Annotated in this window: 16 protein-coding genes and 1 other RNA gene; 6 read left to right on the forward strand and 11 right to left on the reverse strand. The window is 57.5% G+C overall.

Annotated elements, in window-relative coordinates:
- Window positions 1–707 precede the first annotated feature (707 nt).
- Both QRN85_RS21810 and recR read right to left on the reverse strand, forming a co-directional pair.
- The gene (locus QRN85_RS21810) at window positions 708–1,973 is read right to left on the reverse strand and encodes a lytic murein transglycosylase (protein WP_284760089.1); all 1,266 of its coding nucleotides are present in this window, start codon (window positions 1,971–1,973) and stop codon (window positions 708–710) included.
- Window positions 1,974–2,027: 54 nt separating this feature from the next.
- Window positions 2,028–2,633, reverse strand: coding sequence for a recombination mediator RecR (gene recR, locus QRN85_RS21815; protein WP_062587309.1), 606 nt, complete (start codon window positions 2,631–2,633; stop codon window positions 2,028–2,030).
- A 56-nt stretch (window positions 2,634–2,689) separates the two neighbouring features.
- On the opposite strand from recR, the gene QRN85_RS21820 reads away from it, so the two are divergent.
- Complete coding sequence (locus QRN85_RS21820) at window positions 2,690–3,304, forward strand: MOSC domain-containing protein (protein ID WP_284760091.1); 615 nt, start codon at window positions 2,690–2,692, stop codon at window positions 3,302–3,304.
- Here the strand turns inward: QRN85_RS21820 and QRN85_RS21825 are convergent.
- The 3 genes from QRN85_RS21825 to ffs all read right to left on the reverse strand — a co-directional run bounded on the left by QRN85_RS21825 (window position 3,301) and on the right by ffs (window position 5,754).
- Entirely contained in the window at window positions 3,301–3,624 is a 324-nt protein-coding gene (locus QRN85_RS21825; RefSeq protein ID WP_113219333.1) for a YbaB/EbfC family nucleoid-associated protein, read from the reverse strand. The genes QRN85_RS21820 and QRN85_RS21825 overlap by 4 nt on opposite strands.
- Before the next feature lie 19 nt (window positions 3,625–3,643).
- Window positions 3,644–5,518: a DNA polymerase III subunit gamma/tau gene (locus tag QRN85_RS21830; RefSeq protein WP_113219332.1), complete on the reverse strand. Its 1,875-nt coding sequence runs from the start codon at window positions 5,516–5,518 to the stop codon at window positions 3,644–3,646.
- Window positions 5,519–5,657: 139 nt separating this feature from the next.
- Window positions 5,658–5,754: signal recognition particle sRNA small type (gene ffs, locus QRN85_RS21835), an RNA gene on the reverse strand.
- An 89-nt stretch (window positions 5,755–5,843) separates the two neighbouring features.
- Between ffs and QRN85_RS21840 the strand changes: the two genes are divergently transcribed.
- On the forward strand, window positions 5,844–6,248 hold the full coding sequence (locus tag QRN85_RS21840) for an HIT domain-containing protein (protein WP_113092119.1): 405 nt from the start codon (window positions 5,844–5,846) through the stop codon (window positions 6,246–6,248).
- Window positions 6,249–6,250: 2 nt separating this feature from the next.
- Window positions 6,251–7,216 carry an NAD(+) diphosphatase gene (gene nudC, locus QRN85_RS21845; protein WP_284760292.1) on the forward strand — a complete coding sequence of 322 codons (966 nt, stop codon included), beginning with the start codon at window positions 6,251–6,253 and terminating at the stop codon, window positions 7,214–7,216.
- A 15-nt stretch (window positions 7,217–7,231) separates the two neighbouring features.
- Here the strand turns inward: nudC and QRN85_RS21850 are convergent, their stop codons facing one another.
- A complete protein-coding gene (locus QRN85_RS21850) occupies window positions 7,232–8,089 on the reverse strand; it encodes a prephenate dehydratase (protein ID WP_062587312.1) in 858 nt (285 codons plus the stop codon).
- Between the two features lie 10 nt (window positions 8,090–8,099).
- Window positions 8,100–8,852: a 3-deoxy-manno-octulosonate cytidylyltransferase gene (locus QRN85_RS21855; RefSeq protein WP_284760095.1), complete on the reverse strand. Its 753-nt coding sequence runs from the start codon at window positions 8,850–8,852 to the stop codon at window positions 8,100–8,102.
- Window positions 8,853–9,000: 148 nt separating this feature from the next.
- Here QRN85_RS21855 and QRN85_RS21860 point away from each other — a divergent pair, with 148 nt between their 5' ends.
- Entirely contained in the window at window positions 9,001–9,576 is a 576-nt protein-coding gene (locus QRN85_RS21860; RefSeq protein WP_062587314.1) for a c-type cytochrome, read from the forward strand.
- A 108-nt stretch (window positions 9,577–9,684) separates the two neighbouring features.
- On the opposite strand, the gene QRN85_RS21865 is transcribed toward QRN85_RS21860, so the two are convergent.
- Window positions 9,685–12,012 (reverse strand): transglycosylase domain-containing protein, encoded by a 2,328-nt coding sequence (locus QRN85_RS21865; protein ID WP_284760098.1) that lies wholly within the window; start codon window positions 12,010–12,012, stop codon window positions 9,685–9,687.
- A gap of 125 nt (window positions 12,013–12,137) precedes the next feature.
- Complete coding sequence (locus tag QRN85_RS21870) at window positions 12,138–12,596, reverse strand: YbaK/EbsC family protein (RefSeq protein WP_284760099.1); 459 nt, start codon at window positions 12,594–12,596, stop codon at window positions 12,138–12,140.
- Window positions 12,597–13,099: 503 nt separating this feature from the next.
- Here QRN85_RS21870 and QRN85_RS21875 point away from each other — a divergent pair.
- Window positions 13,100–13,309: a cold-shock protein gene (locus QRN85_RS21875; protein WP_045230211.1), complete on the forward strand. Its 210-nt coding sequence runs from the start codon at window positions 13,100–13,102 to the stop codon at window positions 13,307–13,309.
- A gap of 438 nt (window positions 13,310–13,747) precedes the next feature.
- On the opposite strand, the gene QRN85_RS21880 is transcribed toward QRN85_RS21875, so the two are convergent.
- Window positions 13,748–15,139 (reverse strand): dipeptidase, encoded by a 1,392-nt coding sequence (locus QRN85_RS21880; RefSeq protein ID WP_284760100.1) that lies wholly within the window; start codon window positions 15,137–15,139, stop codon window positions 13,748–13,750.
- A gap of 73 nt (window positions 15,140–15,212) precedes the next feature.
- Window positions 15,213–15,656: a MarR family winged helix-turn-helix transcriptional regulator gene (locus QRN85_RS21885; protein ID WP_284760101.1), complete on the reverse strand. Its 444-nt coding sequence runs from the start codon at window positions 15,654–15,656 to the stop codon at window positions 15,213–15,215.
- Window positions 15,657–16,211: 555 nt separating this feature from the next.
- Here QRN85_RS21885 and polA point away from each other — a divergent pair.
- Complete coding sequence (polA, locus tag QRN85_RS21890; protein WP_284760293.1) at window positions 16,212–19,202, forward strand: DNA polymerase I; 2,991 nt, start codon at window positions 16,212–16,214, stop codon at window positions 19,200–19,202.
- The last annotated feature ends 46 nt before the right edge of the window (window positions 19,203–19,248 follow it).

Here is a 19,248-nt window from a genome sequence, read left to right on the forward strand (position 1 = left end):
GCCGCCTTGCGCCCGCAGGCTCGCCGGCTGATGGCGGGGCGGGTGCCTTGCCCCAGCACCACCGGCTGGATGATATCCAACAAGATGGGCTTCACGCGCTGATTGGCGTCAACGTCCACGTCGTTACGGGCTAGGGACAGCGGCTCGCGGATAACTATATCGACACTCAAAAGAACTAATGCTTCAGCTTGGCGGACCTGTCCTGAAAATCCTCCGTCGGCGCTTCGGTAGCTGCAAGTTCGAAGGCAAGCTGCTCACCCGTGAATCCACTCCATGCAGTCCGTCAGGATCGCAACGCTCGGTCGGCCTTCGTCATACCTGTACCGGATCTACCGCATCGGACCGGTTTGTGTTTATTTGTTTTTTGAATCTGTAGATTCATTCAATCCGGGCGGGTTCACGGATCAATTATGTTCGAGTCGCTCTATGTTTTAGAGAGTGTTCGGTATGTTCGATGATAGGTGATCTTTAACAAAGTGCAGGTGCGCGAAGTCGGATCGTCAACTTCCAGCTTAGAGCGGCCGACCAGTGCTCTTGATGAAGCTGAGCCGATCCGGACATCTGACGGACCCTCAAGAAGCGTGGAAAGAGCCGACGTGAGTCCTATGGCCCGCCGTGAAAACAGCGCTGCGATCTTTAGGGGTGTCTAACGTTTTATAAAAAGCGCAAGCCCAGGCGGGTTCATCAGTGATCCCGATCTGCCCAAGCTACCGCAGTTTCGCTTTCAGAGTAGAATCAGGGAAGCAGGTTGGTTCAAGCCCATTCTTGGACTGCCAGTCACCTATCGAGCGTCTGGTCTTGAAGCCCGCGAGGCCGTCGGGTTTGCCGACATCATAGCCCTTGTTGATAAGAGCCTTTTGCATCGCCAGGACATCAGACCGCAACATGGAACCGACATCGTCCCATTTTGCTTCAAATGGTCCTGCATTGTATGCGATGCGATCTGCAAGATTGCCGATGAAAAGAGCGTAGAGATCTGAGTTGTTATATTCCTTGATGACGTAAAAATTGGGTGTCACCACGAATTCTGGTCCGTGCCGTCCGGCTGGAACCAGCATCATCCCATCCGCACTCAAATCGTTGGCCGGAAAGGCTTTTCCCGAGATTCTCTTGATGCCAAGACGGGTCCAGTCGGCCACTGGGCGGGCGAGATCTGGGCCTTCCTGCGCACAGGAAACATCGCTTGGTATGGAAACTTCAAAGCCCCAATCGCGATTGCGCTGCCAACCGCGCTTTGAAAGATAGTTGGCGATGGATGCCAGTGCGTCGGGCACGGAATTCCATATATCGCTGTGACCATCGCCATCGAAATCGACGGCATATTTCAGATAGCTTGACGGCATGAATTGCGGTTGGCCGAGCGCTCCGGCCCACGATCCCATCATCTGGGATGGAGAGATGTCGCCTCTTTCGATGATCTTCAACGCATCGATCAGCTCGTCGCGGAACATGTCCTTGCGAGTTGACGCATAAGCCTTCGTAGCCAGGACGTCGATGACGGCATTCGGCAATTTTGCCCGTCCAAAACCTGACTCGCGACCCCAGATCGCAACCACGATATTTCCTGGAACGCCGTAGGTCGCTTCGATCCGCTTAAGGGTCGAAGCATGGGTTGCTGCGAGCGAGCGCCCTGTGGCGGCGAGGCCCTGCAGGCGCTTTTCCGCGAAATAGGCGCCGGGGGATGAGAACTCAGCCTGGCTTTGCGCCTGTTCCTGCGGCGGCTTCTGACCGGGTACGATGAGGTCCGGAAGCCTCCAGTTGATCGTCAGGCCTGTAAGACTTGCCTCGAGCGTCTTCTGGGATATCCCGGCCTTTCGCGCTTCAGGCCATATCTCTTTCTTCAGCCATTTATTGAAATCGACGTCATATCTGGCGGCAGCTGCACCTGTCGGAACAGACTGGGCCAAGCCCGCAACAGGAGACAGCAGCGAGACCGTCGCTGCGAGGAGGAGGCCGATGGTCTTGGAGGGCATTCGGTTTCCTTTACAAGGCTTGATTCATTTGCGCAGAAGGGCCGCGGTCATGCGTCAGATCGCTGTCCGCGCACGCAAGGCCGCGGTCAGCGTGCCCTCGTCGAGGTAATCAAGTTCCCCACCAACAGGCACGCCATGCGCCAGCCGTGTGATCTTGACATCGAGATCCTGCAAGCGATCGGTGATGTAATGCGCTGTGGCCTGCCCCTCGACCGTGGCGTTTACGGCGATAATCAGTTCACGGATGCCGCCGGCGCTGACGCGGTCTATGAGCCCCTTGATATTGAGATCTTCTGGTCCGACGCCATCGAGCGGGGATAGGGTGCCACCAAGGACATGATAGGCGGTGTTCATTGCGCCTGCCCGTTCAAGGGCCCACAAATCGGATACATCTTCCACAACGATGATGACTGTCTGGTCCCGTCGCTCGTCGGAGCATACGGTACAGGGATCAATCGTATCCACATTGCCGCAGCAGGAGCAGATTTTGACTTTTTGATAGGCCTCTTCCATGGCCAGACCAAGTGGCCCGAGAAGCTGTTCCTTCTTCTTGATGAGATGCAGTGCCGCACGCCGTGCCGAGCGGGGCCCAAGGCCCGGCACTTTCGCCAGAAGCTGGATCAGTTTTTCGATTTCAGGACCGGTGACTCGTTTTGCCATTCGGTGCTTTTAGCCCATATGAGTACAAAACGGAATCATTTGAGGAGTTCCAAGCGATGAAACTTCACGCGGTATGTGCAGGACGAGCCGAAAAGCTACCCGGCAAGAGCTACAAGACCGGCATTTTCAAAATGCCGCTCACTGGCCGCGTGCTGATCGACGCCGAAGGCATCGTCGGCGATGCCATCTGCAACACCAAGCACCATGGAGGCGTAGATCAGGCCGTTTATGTCGAAGGGCTGCTGACGCTGAACTGGTGGAGCGAAACACTGGGCAGACCGGTCGCTCCCGGGATGTTCGGTGAAAACCTTGTGCTGACGGATTTGGACAACAGGGATGTCCACGTGGGGGATCGTTTCGTCATCGGCGGGGTAACGCTCGAGGCGACATCTGCGCGAATTCCCTGTGCGACATTCAGCGCGCGCATGGGCGATCCACACTTTGCCCGGACCTACAGCGCAGCGGCTCGTCCCGGCATCTATTGTCGTGTCATATCAGGTGGAGATGTCGGAGAAGGAGACGCTGTCTCTTTTGAGGCCTTCGACGGCGAAAGAGTGTCGATTGCTGAAACCATGGCAGCATTTGGCAAGCGTCTGGATGAAAAAACGAGGCAGCGATTTCTCGCCGCCCCGATACACTACAAACTGCGACGCAGTCTCGATCTCGGTTAGAAGGGAAGCTTCATACCGGGTGGAATTGGCAGTCCGGCCGTGAGATCACGGGTCTTTTCAGCTGTGATGGTTTCGGCGCGCTGCTTGGCGTCGTTATGGGCGGCAACCAGCAGGTCTTCGAGAATCTCCACCTCGTCTTCCTTCAGAAGCGAGGGATCGATCTTGACGCCGAGAAGGGAGCCTTTGCCGCTCATACGCACGGTCACGAGGCCGCCGCCTGATTTTCCCTCGATTTCAAGCGCAGCAATTTCTTCCTGCATCTTTTCCATCTTGGCCTGCATTTCCTTGACCTTGCCCATCATGCCCATGATGTCGCGCATGTCGAAACTCCTGTTTTTTCTAGAATTCTATGTCGTCGCCCGGAAGAATGTCGCCTTCGCTCGATTCGGCAACAGAGGGCGGCACGATGACCTCCAGATCGTCGGGCACCGCTGTACGGATGCGCACGTCGGTGATCTTCGCGCCGGGGAACTGTGCCAGAATAGCGGCAACGTCGGGATCCTGCCGGGCATCAACGAGCCGGGCGTCGCGGGCATTGCCTTCCGCTTCGACAAGCGTTGGCAACCCTTCTTCCTTGCTCAAGCTGACCAGCCAGTGAATACCGGTCCACTCCTTCAATCTCACGCCAAGTTCACCGGGCAGGGAGCCGGGGGCTCCTTCGCTGAGGCGCATGTCGAGCCGGCCTGGCTCAAGCCGTACAAGCCGCACGAAATTGCGCACCAGCGCCTTCATGCGCGGATCGCGGTTCTTGGTGCAAAGCTCAACGACATCTTCAAGCGAGTTGACCGGGACCTTCGGCTCGGGCTTTTCCTCGGGCCTTGGGGCAGAGATTGCTGCATCCTGCGGTCGGCTGTCGGGCACGGCACGAAGCATGGCTGTCGGCTGCGGCGTGGACTGGCGTTGCGGTGAAGCGTAAGCCGTCTGTGCGGATGCGACAGCCTGCGTCGACGCATAAGCCCGCGCGCCGCCGCCATTGCCGCCACCGGATGGCGCCCCATTTGCATTGCCTCCCTCACCATTTGCCATTTCCAGCAAACGACGAGCCGCATCTTCAGGCGCGGGCAAGTTGGCAGCGTGAGATAGCCGGATGAGAACCATCTCGGCAGCACCCGCCGGGCGGGATGCATTTTCGGTTTCAGGAATGCCCTTCAGAAGCATCTGCCATATGCGGGACAAGGCCGAGACAGCGATGCTGTCGGCAAATTCCGCACCCCTGACACGCTCGACCTCCGAAAGAGACGGATCGTCTGCGGCATCCGGGACATATTTCATGCGGGTGACGAGATGCGTAAAATCGGCAAGATCGTTCAACACGACGACCGGGTTGGCGCCAGCCTCATATTGTCCGGTAAATTCGGCAAGAGCTGCGGCAACATCGCCCTTTGCGACGTGATGAAACAGGTCAACGATACGGGCACGGTCGGCAAGGCCCAGCATTCCGCGAACCGCTTCGGCTTCAACGCGCCCGCCGCCATGGGCAATGGCCTGATCAAGCAGGGAGAGACCGTCTCGCGCAGAACCTTCTGCCGCACGAGCGATCATCGCCAGTGCCTGCGGTTCGGCCTCGAAGCCTTCCTTCGCGGCGATAGCCGTAAACAGCCCGACCAGATCCGCGGCGCTGATCCGGCGCAGATCGAAACGCTGGCAGCGTGACAGAACGGTAATCGGTACCTTCCGGATTTCCGTTGTGGCGAAAATGAATTTCACATGTTCCGGCGGCTCTTCCAAGGTCTTCAAAAGACCGTTGAAAGCCTGCGTCGAGAGCATGTGGACTTCGTCGATGATGTAGACCTTGTACCGGGCCGACACCGGACGATAGCGCACCTGCTCGATAATTTCTCTGATGTCATCGATACCGGTATGGGACGCAGCATCCATCTCGATGACATCGACATGACGTCCTTCCATGATCGCCTGGCAATGCTCGCCGGGAATGCGCAGGTCGATGGTTGGCTTGTCTATCTCGTCGGTTTTGTAATTGAGTGCCCGGGCGAGAATGCGGGCGGTGGTCGTCTTTCCCACTCCGCGAACGCCCGTCAGCATGTAGGCTTGCGCAATTCGCCCCGTCTCGAACGCATTGGTCAGGGTCCGAACCATCGGCTCCTGACCAACCATCAGATCGGAAAAATCTTTCGGGCGGTACTTGCGCGCCAGCACCCGGTAACCTGTACCCTGCTCTTTGGTCTGGGGCGTGTTGGTTCCGGTTTCGCTCATTGCCTCGCCAGTCGTTAGAACATATCGCATGTCTTGGTCGCAAAACCGCTACACACTTTTGCGAGACATGCTTTGGGTGGTGCCCGCTTTCAGGCCGAACTGGCCCGGCGAAACCTGAGCACGTCTTCAAAAAGAAAAGGTGGGAGGCTGGCACGGCGACCCGTGCCTGGCTCGTTAGGGCTGCTTCCTTCCGGACCTGACCCGGTTGGCGAGTGGCTCGTCCACCACCAACCTCCCGAAGGCACATATCGGCAATAATAAAAGCAAATGCAAGCCAAGCCTTCAAAAAACTGCTATCAACCGAAAAACAAATTGGGAGGACGCCTTGGACACATTCCAGCTTGACGAGAGACTGGCGCGCGACAGCGTGCTTATTACCAAGCTTGGACTGTGCCAGCTGCGCCTGCAAAACGACAGTCGTTGGCCATGGCTCGTGCTGGTACCGCAGCGCGCGAAGATGAGCGAATTGTTCGATCTGACGCCGCTTGATCAGGCGGTGTTAACATTCGAAACCAATCAGGTCGCTTCTGCCTTGAAGGAATTGACGGGCGCTACCAAAATAAATGTCGGAGCGCTTGGCAACATCGTGCGGCAACTCCACATTCACATCATTGCCCGCAGTGAAGGCGATGACTGCTGGCCGGGCCCGATCTGGGGGCAGGGAACACCTGTTCCTTACAAGGACGAAGACAGAAGCAATTTCATGAAAAAACTGGCTGGCGCACTCTGATGATCTCAAGCAGCATATTCGATACCAACTCCCCACATCCCGAACCCAGCACCCTTACCGCCTTTGCCCAGAACGGTCTTGACCGTCTGGCCGAAAAACGGACAGACGACTGCGTCGTCAAGGCGCTGAAGGTGGAGGGCACCCATCTGCTGGCGTTTTCCGGCGCGAAGCTGGTGCTGAAGCATGAGGATCAAATCCTTGATCCTCTCTTCTCCACCTACGAACTCGCCGAACTTTCGCCGGACTTCGATAATGCCATACTGCTGGGCTACAAGGAAAATGGCGAGCCGCGCGTTGCGGTCCCGGTAGGCGTCGCGCAGGACGATCTCGCCAGCCATTACAAGCCGGTGGATGCCCGCACGCTGTATCGCGATCAGTTGATTGGCGAGGAACTGTTGGGAGAGGTTGCGCAGGCCGTATCGCTGCTCAACTGGAATGCGGACAACCGCTTTTGTGGCCGGTGCGGTGGGACGATGGAGCTGAGGATAGGCGGTTACAAGCGCATTTGTGCGGCCTGCGAACACACGATCTTTCCGCGGACGGATCCTGTCGTCATCATGCTGACAATAGATCTGGAGCGCGAACTATGCCTTCTAGGTCGCGGACCCCATTTTGCTCCCGGCATGTATTCCTGCCTCGCAGGATTTCTTGAGCCGGGTGAGACCATAGAGGACGCGGTCCGTCGTGAAACACACGAAGAGGCGAACATCGATGTCGGACGTGTGCGCTACCATGCCTCACAGCCTTGGCCCATGCCGCATACCTTGATGATTGGCTGCTATGCGGAAGCGCTGTCGTCAGAGATTACCCGGGACGAAGCGGAGCTTGAAGATTGCCGCTGGTTCACGCGCCAGGAAGTGGCCACCCTTCTGGAAGCGAGCAACGCCAATGGCACCTTGCCCCCACCAAGGGGCGCAATCGCGCACCGGCTCATGCGTGACTGGATCGAGTGGGGGAAATCCGAGTAGGGGCCACGCCCCGGCTCAGATATTGTTGAGTTTGCGCCGCATGGGATGGCCTTGGTAGACGCCGAGAATGCGGACTTTTTCAGAGAAGAACCGCAGCTCTTCAAGCGCGTGCCTGACGGAATCGTCTTCCGGATGACCTTCGATATCGGCATAAAACTGGGTGGCGACAAATTTGCCGCCCAACTGGTAGCTTTCCAGCTTGGTCATGTTGATGCCATTCGTCGCAAAGCCGCCCATGGCCTTGTAGAGCGCTGCAGGAATGTTGCGCACATTGAAGACGAATGTCGTGACGATCACCTCATCTGCCGAGGTGCGCTTGGCCCAATCCTCATCGCGGGAAAGAACGACGAAACGCGTGACGTTGTTCTCGGAGTCTTCCACATTCTCCGCAAGAATATCCAGCCCATAGAGCTCTGAGGCGAGCCGTGGTGCCAATGCGGCCATGCTACGGTCTCCGCGCTCGGATACCTGCTTTGCAGCGCCGGCGGTGTCGCCCGCAACAACCGGCTTCCAGCCATTGGAGCGGATGATCTTGCGGCACTGCCCCAGCGCATGAATATGGCTGTGAACCGTCTTGATTTCGTCCTTCGCGACACCCGGAAGCACCATCAGCTGAAACCGGATTGGCATGAAATATTCGCCAATGATGTGCAGTCTGGATTCGGGCAGCAGGTGGTGAATATCGGCCACACGGCCAGCCAGCGTATTTTCGATCGGTATCATTGCAAGATCCGCTTCGCCGTTTTCCAGCGCATTGAAAGCGTCCTCGAATGTCGGGCAGGGTAGCGGGTCCATAGTCGGAAACACGTCCCGGCAAGCCATATCGGAGTTTGCGCCGAAATCTCCCTGGAAGGCGATGCGGTTGCTGCTCATGTGATTACCATCAATTCTGTTGGGAGAGGATCTGGCGGGCTCTTTCGAGTTGCGCGGGTGTATCGACGCCAAGCGGAACCGAATTGACGATCTCGGCGTCGATTCTGATACCGGCTTCAAGCGCGCGCAATTGCTCTAGGCTTTCTCGAAGCTCCAATGTGGAAGGTTTCAAGCTTACGAACTTTTCCAGCGCGGCGCGTCTGTATGTGTAGAGCCCGATGTGGTGGTAGAGCGGCCCCTGACCGTAAGGCGCAGTCGCACGGGTAAAGTAAAGTGCCCGAAGCCGTGTGTCCGAGATCGGACTGCCAACGATCTTCACGACGCTGGGGTTGGTCTTTTCGTCTTCGTCTGTGATTTCCACGGTCAAGGTCGAAATATCGGTCGAGGCATTTTCCATCGGCCGCAATGAGGCGCGAATCGTTTCGGCTTCGATGGTCGGAAGATCGCCCTGCACGTTGATGACGAACTCGGCGTTGCCATGAGGATCGGCTTTCTGAAGGGCTTCATAGATGCGATCGGAGCCAGACTGGTGGTCCTGGCGGGTCATCATGACGTCGAAACCGGCATTCCTGACAGCATCGTAAACCTGCGTATCGTCAACAGCGACGACGATTCGCTCTGCACCAGCTTCGCGGGCGCGCATTGCAACCTGAACAATCATCGGCTTGCCCGCAATATCCGCCAGAGGCTTGCCCGGAAGGCGGGTAGAGGCCATTCGTGCCGGAATAAGCACAACAGCCTTTTCGAAATACCGATTATTCATCCAACACCCTTCAAATCCCGCAATAAAAGTGGCAATACGTCACGGTGCGGGGAGCATATTCAAGTTGCGCAGGCTGTGCAAAAGCCATAGCTTTCGAGCAATTTCAAGATGTCCGTTTATGCGAACGGTTGTGAGGGAGCGCAAATAAATGAATTCACAGGTTAACATGGCAGTCGGTGCGCTTCTGGGCACGATATTCGTGCTGATGTCGGTGTCCATTGCATCGGAAGGTATTTTCCATGCGCCAGCACCCGAGAAAGAAGGCTATGCCATTGTTGCAGAGGCCGGTGGTGCGGAAAGTGCAAGCGGTGAACCCGAGGCGGCGGCAACGCCAATCGCCAAGCTTCTGGCGAGCGCGGACGCCGCAAAGGGTGAGACTGTTTTCAAGAAATGTGCGAGCTGTCACACCGGGGACAGCGGCGGCCCCAATAAAGTCGGCCCAAATCTCTATGACGTCGTCAACCGCCCGATCGCCAGCCACGAAGGCTTCAGCTATTCGGCAGGCATGAAGGACTTCTCCAAGGGCGGCGAAGTGAAATGGGATTACGATCATCTCAGCTACTTCATCGAAGCGCCAAAGAAGCATGTACCTGGCACAGCCATGGGCTTTGCCGGCATCAAGAAAGAGACCGAACGCGCCGACCTCATCGCCTATCTGCGCACACTGTCGGCCAATCCGGCTCCTTTGCCTGATCCGAACGCACCCGCCGAAAAGATCAACTGATCACACTTTAAAAGCCCGGTTTGACCGGGCTTTTTCATTTTCACGGATAATGCGGCTGCACATCTGTCGCCGCTGCCAGCCGCTCACGGCATGAGCCTTGAGCGGCGCTTAGTTCCCCATCAGGACATCGAACAATGTCGTCTGTTTCTGTGCCGGGCGTCGAGGCTCGGCACCGCCGCCGCCGACGTCGGCGGGCGGCACTGGCCCGCCGCCATATTGCTGCTGCGGAAACTGCTGGACCGGAACATCGGCAGGCGGATAGGCGGGAGTGGATGCTGTCTGATCGCGACTGACGGGTGCTGGCGGGTAATCTGTCGGCAGGGGTGCCTTGCTCTCGCCCAATGCACTGGAAATGAGATCGCTGAGCGACTGCGGCAGGGCCGTAGGTGCTTCAGTCGCAGGCTGCGCTGTCTCTGGCGCGCCATACTCACCGAGGCCGAAGAGCGGTGAGGGCGTCAGGCCGGAATGCGCCGCGGTCATGAATTCCTTCCAGGCTTTCGCGGGCAGCCCGCCGCCGGTGACCTTCTTCATGGAGGTGCCGTCATCATTGCCGAACCAGACGCCCGTGGTCAGGGTGCTGGTATAGCCCACGAACAGCGCGTCGCGGAAGGACTGGGTCGTTCCGGATTTACCGGCTGCCTGCCAGCCTTTCAGCCGCGCGGCCTTTCCGGTGCCTTCGTTGATGACGCCGGTCAACATGCTGTTCATTGTCGCCGCTATGCCTTCGCTCAGCACCCGCGGCGGATTATCATATTTGTTTTCGTAAAGGACCTTGCCGTCCGGGTCGGTGATGCGCTTGACGATGTGCGGGGTCGCCTTGAAGCCGCCATTCATCATGGGCGCATAGGCCGAAGTCAGCTCCAGCAGGGACACTTCGGAGGTGCCAAGGGCGATGGATGCATTGGCCTGAAGGTCGGATTCGATTCCCATGCGATGTGCCACCTGCGCCACGCGTTCAGGCCCGACTTCCATCACGAGCTGGGCGGCAATGGTGTTCAGCGAATTGGCCAGTGCCGTGGCAAGTGTCACCTCGCCGCGATATTTCTGGTCATAATTTTCAGGCGTCCATTTGCCGATCTTCACCGGGGCGTCGTTGCGTACCGAGTTTGGCGTCAAACCGTTTTCAAGCGCAGCGATATAGACGAAGGGTTTGAAGGCCGAGCCCGGTTGGCGTTTTGCTTTCGAGGCACGGTTGAACTGGCTCTCGGTGTAATCGGCGCCGCCGACAATCGCGCGGATCGCGCCAGTCCCATCGATGGATGCCAATGCCGCCTGAGACGCGCCGAGCTTCTTGCCTTCGCTTTTCAGCACGCTGGAAAGCGCCTTTTCGGCTTCCTTTTCCAGGTCGAGATCAATTGTCGTGTCGACGACGAGATCCTGCTTCACCTCTCCAATCAGGCCGCGAACCTCATCCAGGACCATGTCGGCGGCATAGTGTTCCGCTCCTGACCAGAAGCGCTTTGCCTTTGTTGGTGGCTGCGACATGGCGGTCTTGATTTCGTCTTCGTTGATAAAGCCCACATCCTGCATGGACTGCAGGACGACCTGGGCTCGCTCCTCCGCCGCCTGTGGATCGCGTGCTGGCGACAGACGGGATGGCGCTTTCAAAAGCCCCGCCAGAAGTGCTGCCTCACCAAGATTGACGTCGCGGGCCGACTTGTTGAAATAACGCTGGGATGCAGCCTCAACGCCATAGGCATTCGAACCGAAATAGACGCGGTTCAGATACATCGCGAGGATCTGGTCCTTGGTGTATTTCTGCTCCAGCCAGAAAGACAGCAACACTTCCTGAATCTTGCGTTCGATTGTTCTGTCGGGAGAAAGAAACAGGTTTTTCGCCAGCTGCTGCGTCAGTGTCGAGCCGCCCTGCACGGTGCGGCCGCTGACGACATTGGTGACGATGGCGCGGGCAAGGCCGAGCGGGTCTATGCCGAAGTGGGAATAGAAGCGCCTGTCTTCGATGGCGATTACCGCTTGCGGAAGATAGGGTGACATGTCTTCCAGCGACAGCGCCTCTCCGCCGGTCGTGCCGCGGTTGGCAAGCACGGAACCATCGACGGCCACGATCTTCAGGTTGGGTGGGCGTTCCGGTATCGACCAGGTGCTGGCACTTGGCATTCGCGCCGCGTAATAGACAACAATCCCCGTAACAGCGATGCCGCCCCAGATGCCGAGCACGATGCACCAGTAGAACAAGGAGCGGACGAAGCCTGTTATACCGCCTGCACGATCACCCTTGCGATCCCGCTTGCTGGCGGCTTTGCTTGTCCGCGCACGTTTCTGCTGTTTTGGCGCTTCAGAGGTATCCGCTTTTTTTCGTGAGCTGCTGGTACCGGTAATCCGGTCGGTTTCGTCGAGGCGCAGGTCATCGCCGGATTCGTGGAAATCCCCGAAAGAAGGTTCTACGCGCTGGCGTGATTTGCCATTACCTGCCATCTCGGGAAAATTGCTCCTTGCATGCGGCGCAACAGCACGCTGCTTTTGATCATCTTTTGATGCGGATGAAGCTTAAATGCGGCGATTTAAGGTGGGGTTAAGGGTGCAGGCGCTTCACGATCCCGTCAATCGCAGACGTCTACCCACTCGGCGCCAGTCAGTTGCACCATCAAGTCAGGAGAAATGCAGACAGCCGCGTTGGTAGCGCCCGCAGCGGGCAGAACCTCGCTGAAGTCTCTCAACGATATGTCGCAATAGACAGGCAGCGGAGAGGGCAGGCCAAAAGGGCATACACCACCAATGGGGTGGCTGGTGGCCGAAACCACCTCGTCTGCACCAAGCATTCGCGGCTTGGTACCGAAACGGTCTCGAAATTTCCGATTGTCCAGCCGCGTAGTTCCGGCCGCCACCACCAGAAGAACAGTTTCTCCGGCTCTCAGGCAAATCGTCTTGGCGATCTGGGCCGGTTCGACCCCATGAGCCGCAGCCGCAAGTTCTACGGTCGCAGAACTTTCCTCCGTCACCATAATGGGGACTTCAGGTGCGTGGCTGGAAAAGAATGCCCGGACAGATTCGATGCTCATGCGTATTCTTTAGGCGATCATGTGCAAATCAGCAAGTGTGCACGTACGAGGTATGCGTTTTGCGCAATGCTGCGGTGCAATGTTCTGACTTTTCACCATCGAGAAATACTGTATTTTCACCTCATCGAAGCGACGCACTCCTCCTCCCAGCGTCGCCCGATTTGGACTGGCAACACTCCTCCTCCCAGTTGTCAGTCAGTATCAAGAGCCCGGCGCACCTCCTCCCGCGCCGGGTTTTTGCGTTCCAAGCCTTCCGCAAATCCCGCATCGTTTTGGGCAATGACATGTCCCGGCAGGGACGGACGTCCGCTCGCTTTTTTGTTCTTGTTCAAACAAACTTGACTTATCGGTGTCTCCACCTTAGGTGTTTCGCCATCGATATTTGTTTGACGACCAGAGCTTCGGCGTCTTTTAGACGCAAACGACGATCTTTCCTTCAAATTCGAGAACACCCGCGCTGAATTTCAGCGCAAAAGTAATTTGCCAACGGAAGGAACATCGTTATGGCGACTGGTACAGTAAAGTGGTTCAACGCAACCAAGGGCTACGGCTTCATTCAGCCTGATGATGGCGCACAGGACGTTTTCGTTCACATCTCCGCAGTTGAGCGCGCTGGCCTGAACGGCCTCAAGGATGGTCAGAAGATCACCTACGAACTCGTTCAGGACCGTCGTTCTGGCAAGATGTCTGCAGACAGCATCGTCGCTGCTTAATATTGGCTTTGGTCGGCCATTGCGCCGATCCGGGTTATTTGAAAGGCCGGGTTCACCCGGCCTTTTTTCGTTTTCAGCGCCGGTCAAGAGTTAAATCGGCGCCTGGTCTTGAAACATCGGTACCGGCTACCAATATAGGGTTCATCGGTGTTTCGGAAATCTCTTGAGAAAGAGCGGAAACCAAAGTGATTGCGGCCTTTGTGTTAATTCTATTTTAACCAAATCGGAGCAATCATGTTTCTGAAGACGCGAGCGACAGCAAATATGTTGGCGCCGCGCTGGAACACCAGACCGTTTTACGCGCTTTGACCACGGATGTACTGGCACTGCTGCTGAAACGGAATGAAAGGTCGGGCTTGCCCGGCCTTTTTGTTTTTCCAGCCTTTATCCAAAAAAAGCGCCACCCGGATAAGGGACGGCGCTTTTGGCTGCATCAGTTCACTTCTGAGCAAGCGCGGACAAGATCCGCACCCAGGACCTGATCCCTTTATGGAAAGACTGCAAATCGTATTTCTCGTTGGGGGAATGAATGCGGTCGTCCGTCAGGCCAAAGCCAATCATCAGCGAGTCCATGCCGAGCAGTTTCTGGAAATCTCCGACAATGGGGATGGAGCCGCCCATGCCGATAACCACAGCTGGCTTGGCCCATTCGTCTGACAATGCTGCCTTTGCCTTGGTGAGCGCTGGCGAATCATAGGAAAGCTGAATGGCTGGCGAACCACCATGCTCATGGAATTCCACAGAGCAGTCGGCGGGAATGCGGGACCGGACATAGGCGCGGAAGCTTTCCCTGATCGCGGCGGGGTCCTGTTTTCCCACCAGACGGAAAGACACCTTCGCAGAGGCCTTGGCGGCAATGACCGTCTTGAAACCCTCGCCGGTGTAACCGCCGATGATACCGTTGATTTCTGCGGTTGGTCTTGCCCAGGTCAGTTCCAGAACCGAGCGACCCTTTTCTCCTGACGGAACGGACAGGCCGACTTCACCCAGGAAGGACTCGGCGGTGCGGCCAAGGCTATCCCAGGAAGCCTTGATGTTGGTGGGTGTTTCCTCCACGCCGTCGTAAAAGCCAGGCAGCGTAACACGGCCCGTCTCATCATGCAGGCCCGCCAGAATGGCCGAGAGAATGTGGATGGGATTGGCGGCTGCGCCACCGAAGAGCCCGGAATGCAGATCGCGATCCGCAGCAGTCACGACGATTTCTTCACCGATGAGACCACGCAGCGCCGCAGCGATTGCAGGCGTTTCGCGATCCCACATGCTGGTATCGCAGACCAGCGCATAATCCGCCTTCAACTCTTCTGCATTGGCATCGAGGAAAGGTTTCAGGGAAGGAGACCCGGACTCCTCTTCACCTTCGAAGAGAATGGTGACGCGAATCGGCAGAGCGCCATGGACTTGGACATAAGCACGGCAGGCTTCGACAAAGGTCATCAACTGACCCTTGTCATCGGAGGTGCCGCGACCGGTGATCACCTGCCTGCCTTCGCCGAGATCCTTCAATGCGGGAGCGAAGGGCTCATTGTCCCAAAGCTCGATCGGGTCAACCGGCTGTACGTCGTAATGGCCGTAAAACAACACATGCGGCGCATCCGGTGTCGCGCCGTCATGGTGGGCAACGACCATGGGGTGCCCTTCGGTATCGCGAATGGAAGCATCAAAACCGATACCGTTGAGGTCACGAACGAGCCACTCCGCAGCCTTGCGGCATTCGGCCTTGTAGGCTGGGTCCGTGGAAATGGATTTGACGCGAACGAGTTCGAAGAGTCTTTCGAGGCTGGCTTTGAGGTTGTCGTCAACCGCCGAAAGAACGGGGGATATGTCTGTCATTACGCGATCCTGTCATGCTGAGAATGGCTCAGGATAGAGCAAAGACAGATCGGTTTCGAGCCGGAAATTGGCTTCAGCTCTTCTGTTCAGAGACTTTTGCGTTGTCTATGGCGCGCGTCATGTATTCGATAAGCAGGCAACGCTCGAATTTCAAAAGCCGTGCAAGCATTGCATCATCGGTTGCCTGCGATGCCGATATCGCCTGAGTTTCGAGTTCTCGCGCCCTCTCCGTCAGCTCAATGATCTGCGCGCGTCGATCCTTGGGATGCGGCCTGCGTTCGATCAGGCCGTCGCGTTCCATGCGTGCGAGAGTGTTTGCCAGCGTTGCCTGTTCGACATCCACCCGGTCCAGCAACTGACGCTGGGTCAGCCCGTCTTCATTCCAGAGCTCAAGCAATATGGGAAACTGGCCCGGCGAAAAGCCAAGGGCTGCAGCACGTTTGTTCAGCGCCCTCGAGAAGGTCTTTGCCAGTTGAGCGGCAAGATAGGTGGCCGAATCGTTTCGCGAAAAACGCATCTCATCCTTTTCCTGACGGTACGGCGGAAGGCCGGGCATCTTACACCCAAGCTGCATAAGCCTGCTGGCTTTCGCGAAGCATGTGCCAGCCGAAGATCGTCAGGGACCAGACGCAAAAACGCCATGGCCGGGAGGGGACGGCCATGGCGCTTATATTGAGGGACAAAGGCCCGGAGAGGGGGGTAGGCCTTTGTCCGGTCTGACGCGGCGGGGGACGAGCCTGCAATCAGACTACGGCGTGATCAGTCGCCGTCCTCAAAGAAATGAGGCTGCAAATGCGGCTTTTCAAGGGAAGCCCGGATTACAAATTTGTAACGTTCTGGTGAGCGGCGAAGGGCCAGCCTTGCGCTTCCACCGGCGGCCTCAAATCCTTTGTCGCAGCAACCAAAGCAACGCAATCTGGTCTGCGCCAACGCGCTTGACATCTGGGCTGCGGAACCTCGCGATCCAACCTGTTGGAAGGGGCAGGGCGCTGTCAAAGCCAATCAAGAATGTTGCTGCCCGGGCCATCGCAACGATAGACCTTTTCGCCATTGCGCGCTATCCATGCTTCCCATGAAAAAAGGCGATCATCTCTTCCTCGTAGACGGCTCAGGGTTCATTTTCCGGGCGTTCCATGCCATTCCAGCGCTTAACCGCAAATCGGATGGACTGCCGGTCAATGCCGTGTCCGGTTTCTGCAACATGCTGTGGAAGCTGTTGAAGGACGCGCGAAACACCGATGTCGGGGTGACGCCAACCCATTTTGCGGTCATTTTCGACTATTCCTCGAAAACCTTCCGCAACGAGCTTTACGATCTCTACAAGGCCAATCGCTCCGCACCGCCGGAAGATCTGGTGCCGCAGTTTGGCTTGATCCGCCACGCCACGCGCGCCTTCAACCTGCCCTGCATCGAAACGGAAGGCTTTGAAGCCGACGACATCATCGCGACCTATGCCCGGCAGGCCGAGGCTGTTGGTGCTGATGTAACCATCATCTCGTCAGACAAGGACCTGATGCAGCTCGTGACTGCCAATGTCCACATGTATGACGCGATGAAGGACAAGCAGATCAGCATCCCCGACGTCATCGAAAAATGGGGTGTCGCACCCGAAAAGATGATCGATCTGCAGGCCATGACCGGCGATTCCACCGACAATATTCCCGGCATTCCTGGCATCGGTCCCAAAACCGCAGCGCAATTGCTGAATGAATATGGCGATCTCGACACGCTGCTTGCGCGGGCTGGCGAAATCAAGCAGCAGAAACGGCGCGAGAACATCATCGCCAATGCAGAGCTCGCGCGGCTTTCGCGGCAACTGGTGGCGCTGAGAACCGATGTCCCGCTGGAGATGCCGCTCGATGCGCTGGTGCTTGAGCCGCAGGACGGCCCGAAACTGATCGCGTTCCTCAAGGCGATGGAATTTACCACGCTCACGCGCAGGGTGGCCGAAACGACGGGTGCCGACGCTGCGGTGATCGATGCGGCCCATGTGCCGGTCGAGCGTGGGGCAGCGGCTCACGGACCCGATCTGGAAGCCGCGACAGATATTGCAGGCGGAAAGACCATGCCGCTGGATGAGAGCGCTGTCGAAAACGCGTCAGCCGTTGCTTCGCAACTGGAAGGCACGACGCCCGCCGGGCTTGCGTCCAGCAGGGAAGCCATCTTCTCGGCAGACAAGATCGATACGACGAGCTATCAGACCATCCGCACCATCGAGGAACTGGACAGATGGATCGCCATGGCCCGCGAAACGGGTCTCGTGGCATTCGATACGGAAACGACGTCGCTCGATCCGATGCAGGCCGAACTCGTCGGCTTTTCCCTTGCCATCGCCAACAACGGCAATGATGCGAGCGGTCAGCAGATCATTGCGGCCTATGTGCCGATTGCCCACAAGACAGGGTCCGGCGGCGATCTCTTCAGCGATGGCATCAAGCTTGCCCCAGACCAGATCCCCGCCCGCGAGGCAATTGACCGGTTAAAGGCGCTTCTGGAGGACCCCACTGTCCTCAAGGTCGCGCAGAACCTGAAGTATGATTATCTGCTGGTAAAGCGGCTCGGCATCGTCATGCAGAGCTTCGATGACACCATGCTGATGTCCTATGTGCTGGAAGCCGGCAAAGGATTGCACGGAATGGACGCGCTGTCCGAGAGGTGGCTCGGGCACACGCCCATCGCCTATAAGGACGTCGCCGGTTCCGGAAAATCGGGCGTGACCTTCGATTTCGTCGATATCGACAAGGCGACCGCTTACGCCGCAGAAGATGCGGATGTGACCTTGCGGCTCTGGATGGTCTTGAAGCCGCGGCTTGCCGCGGACCGCCTGCTTTCCGTCTACGAGAAACTGGAACGCCCGCTGCTGCCGGTTCTTGCCCGCATGGAAGAGCGCGGCATCACTGTTGATCGCCAGATTCTCTCACGCCTTTCCGGAGAGCTTGCACAGAAGGCCGCCGCTTTTGAGGAAGAAATTTATGAGCTTGCTGGCGAGAAATTCAATATCGGCTCGCCAAAGCAGCTGGGCGATATCCTGTTCGGTAGGATGGGCTTGCCCGGTGGCTCCAAGACCAAGACCGGGCAATGGTCCACCTCGGCCCAGGTGCTGGAAGACCTGGCTGCCGAGGGCGTCGAGCTGCCGCGCAAGATCGTGGACTGGCGCCAGCTGACCAAGCTGAAATCCACCTATACGGATGCGCTTCCGGGCTATGTTCACGCCGATACGAAACGGGTTCACACCTCCTATTCGCTGGCGTCGACAACGACAGGACGCCTGTCGTCGTCCGAGCCCAATCTTCAGAACATCCCGGTCAGGACAGCAGAAGGGCGAAAGATCCGCACGGCCTTCATATCGACTCCGGGTAACAAGCTTCTGTCTGCGGACTATAGCCAGATCGAATTGCGCGTCCTTGCCCATGTTGCCGATATTCCGCAGCTGAGAAACGCGTTCGAGAACGGTATCGACATTCACGCCATGACGGCGTCCGAAATGTTCGGCGTTCCCGTCGAAGGAATGCCGTCCGAGGTTCGACGCCGCGCCAAGGCCATCAATTTCGGGATCATCTACGGGATTTCGTCCTTCGGGCTCGCCAACCAGCTGAGTATTGGAAGGTCCGAGGCCGGGGAGTACATCAAGAAATATTTCGAGCGCTTCCCGGGCATCCGAGACTATATGGAAAATACGAAGGCCTTTGCGCGTGACAAGGGCTATGTTGAAACCATCTTCGGTCGCCGCATCAATTATCCGGAGATCAAGTCGTCCAATCCTTCGGTGCGTGCCTTCAACGAGCGCGCCGCCATCAATGCGCCGATCCAGGGCTCCGCCGCCGATATCATCCGTCGTGCGATGATCCGTGTCGAACCCGCATTGGAGGATGGCAACCTCTCCGCGCGGATGCTCTTGCAGGTGCATGACGAACTGATCTTCGAAGTCGCAGAAGACGAGATCGACAAGACACTCTCGCTTGTCGTTTCCATCATGGAGAATGCGGCCATGCCCGCTGTGGACATGAGGGTGCCGCTGAAGGTCGACGCAAGGGCCGCGGACAACTGGGACGAGGCTCACTAGAGCCTCGTCCTTTCACAGGGAAACGCTTGATTGTCCCGATCCGGTT

This window comes from Agrobacterium sp. fls2-241-TYG-188a (assembly GCF_030209845.1).

Bases quoted from the DNA above. Each gene is read 5' to 3' on its own strand.
- QRN85_RS21865 (WP_284760098.1), bottom strand. From the start codon at position 12,012: ATGGCAGGTAATGGCAAATCACGCCAGCGCGTAGAACCTTCTTTCGGG.
- QRN85_RS21830 (WP_113219332.1), bottom strand. From the start codon at position 5,518: ATGAGCGAAACCGGAACCAACACGCCCCAGACCAAAGAGCAGGGTACA.
- QRN85_RS21875 (WP_045230211.1), top strand. From the start codon at position 13,100: ATGGCGACTGGTACAGTAAAGTGGTTCAACGCAACCAAGGGCTACGGC.
- QRN85_RS21880 (WP_284760100.1), bottom strand. From the start codon at position 15,139: ATGACAGACATATCCCCCGTTCTTTCGGCGGTTGACGACAACCTCAAA.
- polA (WP_284760293.1), top strand. From the start codon at position 16,212: ATGAAAAAAGGCGATCATCTCTTCCTCGTAGACGGCTCAGGGTTCATT.
- QRN85_RS21850 (WP_062587312.1), bottom strand. From the start codon at position 8,089: ATGAGCAGCAACCGCATCGCCTTCCAGGGAGATTTCGGCGCAAACTCC.
- QRN85_RS21825 (WP_113219333.1), bottom strand. From the start codon at position 3,624: ATGCGCGACATCATGGGCATGATGGGCAAGGTCAAGGAAATGCAGGCC.
- QRN85_RS21860 (WP_062587314.1), top strand. From the start codon at position 9,001: ATGAATTCACAGGTTAACATGGCAGTCGGTGCGCTTCTGGGCACGATA.
- recR (WP_062587309.1), bottom strand. From the start codon at position 2,633: ATGGCAAAACGAGTCACCGGTCCTGAAATCGAAAAACTGATCCAGCTT.
- QRN85_RS21810 (WP_284760089.1), bottom strand. From the start codon at position 1,973: ATGCCCTCCAAGACCATCGGCCTCCTCCTCGCAGCGACGGTCTCGCTG.
- QRN85_RS21855 (WP_284760095.1), bottom strand. From the start codon at position 8,852: ATGAATAATCGGTATTTCGAAAAGGCTGTTGTGCTTATTCCGGCACGA.
- QRN85_RS21870 (WP_284760099.1), bottom strand. From the start codon at position 12,596: ATGAGCATCGAATCTGTCCGGGCATTCTTTTCCAGCCACGCACCTGAA.
- QRN85_RS21885 (WP_284760101.1), bottom strand. From the start codon at position 15,656: ATGCGTTTTTCGCGAAACGATTCGGCCACCTATCTTGCCGCTCAACTG.
- QRN85_RS21820 (WP_284760091.1), top strand. From the start codon at position 2,690: ATGAAACTTCACGCGGTATGTGCAGGACGAGCCGAAAAGCTACCCGGC.